This window comes from Frankia sp. CcWB2, from assembly GCF_977927585.1.
Window position 1 is genome coordinate 1 of record NZ_CDWRCM010000139.1, and the last position, 3,822, is coordinate 3,822.

Annotated in this window: 1 protein-coding gene; it reads left to right on the forward strand. The window is 74.4% G+C overall.

Annotated elements, in window-relative coordinates; genetic code table 11:
- A partial coding sequence (locus ACY45C_RS14785; RefSeq protein WP_462188182.1) for a KR domain-containing protein occupies window positions 1–3,742 on the forward strand: 3,742 nt, incomplete at its 5' end.
- Between the last annotated feature and the right edge of the window lie 80 nt (window positions 3,743–3,822).

Consider the following 3,822-nt stretch of genomic DNA (forward strand, 5'->3'; position numbering starts at 1 on the left):
GAAGTCGGCCGCCACGGCGCTCGAAGACGCCCCGGCCGCGTCCGGCCGGGGCGCCGGCGGCGGGCTCGACCCGGCGCGAGCGACGCCGACCGCCGCCACCGAGCGGCGCATCCTCGAAGCGGCACCGGCGCCCACCCAGCCAGTACCCACCCAGCCGGCACCGGCGCCCACCCGGGCGGTATCTGTCCCGATGGCCATCGCCCCGGTAGCGCCCGCTCCGGTAGCGGCAGCCACCCTGGCGGCCCCGGCCCCGAGCGCCGGTGAGGTCGCCGGCATCAGCGAGGTCGCCCGCGACCATCTGGCCCTGCACTCCCAGTTCCTCGACACCCAGCTCCGGGTCGCCGAGGGCCTCGTGCAGGTCCTTCGCGCGGCCCCCGCGGGCAATGGGGCGGGCCAGGAGATCCGGGCCGCTGCCGACGCCGTGACCCGGCAGAGCCTGGCCGTGGGTGAGGCCCATATCCGGGTCAACGAGATCCTGGCGTCCCTGACCGACCTGGAGTACGGCAACGGCGGCGCGCTCACCACCGGTACGGAACCGACGGACCTGTACGGACGGGGAACGACGGGCGATCTGCGCACGCCGGGAATCCCGGCGCCCGGGCTGCCGGCCGTCCCGCTCTCGATCCCCGGCGCCGGGAACAGCAACGGGCGTCCGGCGGGTGCGATCGCGGCTGCCCCGCCCGTGCCTCCGGTGACCGTTCCGTCCGCGGCCCCGGCGACCGTGGGGTCGCAGCCGGCCACCGCTGGGATTGCCCCGCCGGCGGGGACGGCGGGCGTCGACGTGTCGGTTATTGAGTCGGCGGTGGCGGAGGTGGTGGCGGAGGTGGTGGCGGAGAAGACGGGTTATCCGGTGGATGTGCTGGAGCCGTCGATGGCGTTGGAGTCGGATCTGGGGGTTGATTCGATTAAGCGGGTGCAGATTCTGGGGTCGTTGCAGGAGCGGTTCCCGGGTGTTCCTGCGGTGGGTCCGGAGCGGGCGGCGGAGATGCGGACGCTGGCGGATGTAGCCTCGTTCCTGCGTGATGGCCTGGGCCTGACCGCGCCGGCCAGCGCCGCACCCGAGTCGACCCCGCCCACCGCTACTGAGACGGCGGCGTCGATGCCCACGGCGACTGCATCGGCGCCGCACCCCGTTCCGACCGAGGCGTCCATCGAGCGGCTGCGTGCGGTGCCGCGCCTTCTGCCGGCCGTAGACCCGCTCGACGAGCCTTTCGGCGTCCAGCCCAGCGCGCTCGTGATCGAGGTCGGTGACGCCGGTGGTGCGGCGCTGGTCCGCCACCTCAGGGAGCGCGGCATCTCGGTCGAGCGGATCGCGATCGGGTCCCTTGCGGGCTCCGACGCCGCCGGCCTCCTCGGCTGGGACGGTGCCGCGGTCGAGGCGGCGCTCGCGGCCGTCGCCGGATCGGTCCGCCTGGACCTCTGCCTGCTCGCCCTCGGCGCTCCGGCATCACCGGGCGCCGGATCCGGGGTCGAGCCGGACCGCGCCGGGGAGGACGACCGAGCCGGGATCGGCGCCACCGGCCTGGCAGGCTTCGACGTCGCCGCGCGTGGGCTCGCCGACGCCATCCTGGCCACGAAGGGGGTCGTCGTACCGCTGCGGGCGGCGGCCTCGGCAGGCCGGCGCGCGGCCTTCCTCACGGTGACGCGGGTCGACGGGCTGCTCGGCCATCGAGGCGGGTCCTCGATAGCCGGGGCGGTCACCGCGGGGGTCACCGGGCTGGTGAAAACCGTCGCGCTCGAGGCACCTGAGCTGGTCTGCCGGTCGGTCGACGTCCATCCGGCGCTCGACGACGACACCTTCGCAGCGGCCGTCCTGGCGGAGGCCGTCGATTCCGCCCGGGACGTCGTCGAGGTCGGTCTGGATTCCGAGGGACGCCGCTGGTCCGTCAAGTATGTCCAGGGCGGGGTGATCGGGGCGACTGAGGTGACCGGGGCGACCGGGGCGACCGCCCCGGCGGCGCTCCGGCCCCCGGTGGGCCCGGAGGACGTCCTGGTGGTGACCGGCGGAGCCCGCGGAGTGACCGCGCGCTGCGTCGAGGAGCTGGCGCGCCGCGCCTCCTGCGAGTTTGTCCTGCTCGGACGCACGAATCTGGTTGAGGAGCCGGGCTGGGCGGCCGGAGTCGAGGATGACGGCCTCAAGGCGGCGTATCTCGCCGGGGCCCGTGCCGAGGGACGCAAGGTGCGGCTGCCCGACGTCGACGCCGCGGCTGCCGCCGTGATCGCCGTCCGGCAGGTGCGTGCTACCCTCGGTGATCTTTCCGCGACCGGCGCGCGGATCCACTACCAGGCTGTGGACGCCTCGGATCCGGTGGCGACGGCCGCGGCGCTCGCGCCCTGGCGTGACCGGGTCACCGGCGTCGTGCACGGCGCCGGCGCTCTCGCCGACGCGATGCTCACGGACAAGACCGTCCCGGCCATCCGGTCGGTGCTCACCCCGAAGCTCGCCGGCCTGCGCTCCGTGCTCACGGCGCTGGAGGGCGCACCGCTGCGTCATCTCGTGCTGTTCGGTTCGGTCGCCGGTGTCTTCGGTAACCCGGGGCAGGCCGACTACGCCACGGCCAACGAGGCGCTGACCAGGGTCGCGGCTTGGGCCCGGACCGGGCTCACCGGCCGGGTGGTCGCCCTGAACTGGGGCGCCTGGGACGGCGGGATGGTCACGGCCGATCTGCGGGAGCTCTTCCGCTCCCGGGGCGTGACGCTGCTGCCGCCGGACGAGGGCGCGCGCCGCTTCGTCGCGGAACTCGTCGACGGCCACGGCGCGGACGGCGCGGTCCTCATCGGTGGATCCGCTCCGCTCGCGCGGACCGCGGGTGGCACGGCGCCCGCCGCGTTCGTGGCGCACCGTTCGATAGCGGCTATGGACACCGAGACGGTCATCGACCAGTACCAGATCGGGCCGGCCCCGGTGCTGCCCGCCACCGCCGGTCTCGGCTGGTTGGTCAACGGGGTCGAACGAGCCCTGCCCGGGCGCCAGGTTGTCGAGGTCCGGAACTTCATCGTGCACAAGGGGATCGTGTTCGACGGGGCGCACCTGCGGGACTACTGGCTCGACGCGCGGCCCGTCGACGGGACCGACGGTAGGCCCGGTGACGGACGTGACGGCGGGCCGGTGACGGTGTCCGCGACCGTTCGCGGGGACAGCGGCGGCGCGTTGCCGACCTCGCACTACGCGGGCACCCTCGTGCTCGCCGGGGTCACCGGGGTCACCGGGGCCGCCCCGACCGCTCCGGGCTGGCCCGCCGATGGTTACCGGCTCGGCGAGCAGGGCGAGGACGCGGCCTGGGTCTACACCGACGGGCTGCTCATCCACGGGCCGTTGATGCGGGGCATCCGGCGCCTGCTCGTGCGGGAGCCGGGCCGTCTGGTGGCTGAGTGCCGCCTGCCGGAACTGCCCTTTGCCGGGGGCGCGTTCGCGGGCGCGCTGCACCGCCCGGTCCTGTGCGACATCCTCGCCGCGGCCGGGAGCGTGCTCGCCCGGTGGACCCTGAACGAGGTGGGCGCCCTGCCTATCAAGATCGGGCACGCGGAGTTCTTCGCTCCGCTGCCGGCCAACGAGACGTTCATCGTGGTCGTCGACGACGTCCGACCCGGCCCGATGACGGTCACGGTGACCGTGACCGCCCACACCCCGGATGGACGGGTGCTGCAGCGCCTGTCCGACTTCACCTTCGTCGGCACCCCGGACATGGCGGATCTGATCCGTCAGGGGGCGCAGCGGTGGCAGTCGGGTGACCGGGCATGAGGTCCGGTCGGTGGCCGAAAGACCAGGCACTGCACGGGCGATGGGAGGGATCACGATGACCACCACGGTCGAGGCGACGC